Genomic DNA, 468 nt, shown 5'->3' with positions numbered 1-468 from the left:
CACGAAAGTTGGTAACACCCGAAGCCGGTGGCCTAACCCTTGTGGGGGGAGCCGTCGAAGGTGGGACCGGCGATTGGGACTAAGTCGTAACAAGGTAGCCGTACCGGAAGGTGCGGCTGGATCACCTCCTTTCTAAGGAGCTGCTAACAACTCGCTGGTGTCCGTGCATGCGGATGGTGGTGGTTGTCAGTGTTGCCCATTGCGCAGGCGTCTGTTCTGCGGTGGGTGCTCATGGGTGGAAACATCAACGAATCAAACTTYTTTGGCATGGCCTTTACCGGTTGTGTCCTGGTGYCAGTACGGCAACCCGTGCCCCCTTTTTGGGGGTGTGGTGTTGTGTGGAACGCTGCCGGGGCGTGGCTGGTATGGGGTTGTGTTTGGCGCACTGTTGGGTCCTGAGGCAACAGGACCTTTTTGCAGCAATGCATGGGGGCATCTTCTGGTGTTTCTTTTGTTCCTGCTTCCGGC

Annotated in this window: 1 rRNA gene; it reads left to right on the top strand. The window is 57.5% G+C overall.

Annotated elements, in window-relative coordinates:
• Positions 1 to 132: ribosomal RNA gene (locus AB4Z15_RS24955) — 16S ribosomal RNA — on the top strand; the annotation flags it as partial.
• Positions 133 to 468 lie beyond the last annotated feature (336 nt).

This window comes from Paenarthrobacter sp. 2TAF44 (genome assembly GCF_052114885.1).
Classification (GTDB): Bacteria; Actinomycetota; Actinomycetes; order Actinomycetales; family Micrococcaceae; genus Arthrobacter.
The sequence above is the reverse complement of the archived record's forward strand: the minus strand, read 5'-3'. Positions and strand labels throughout refer to the sequence as shown.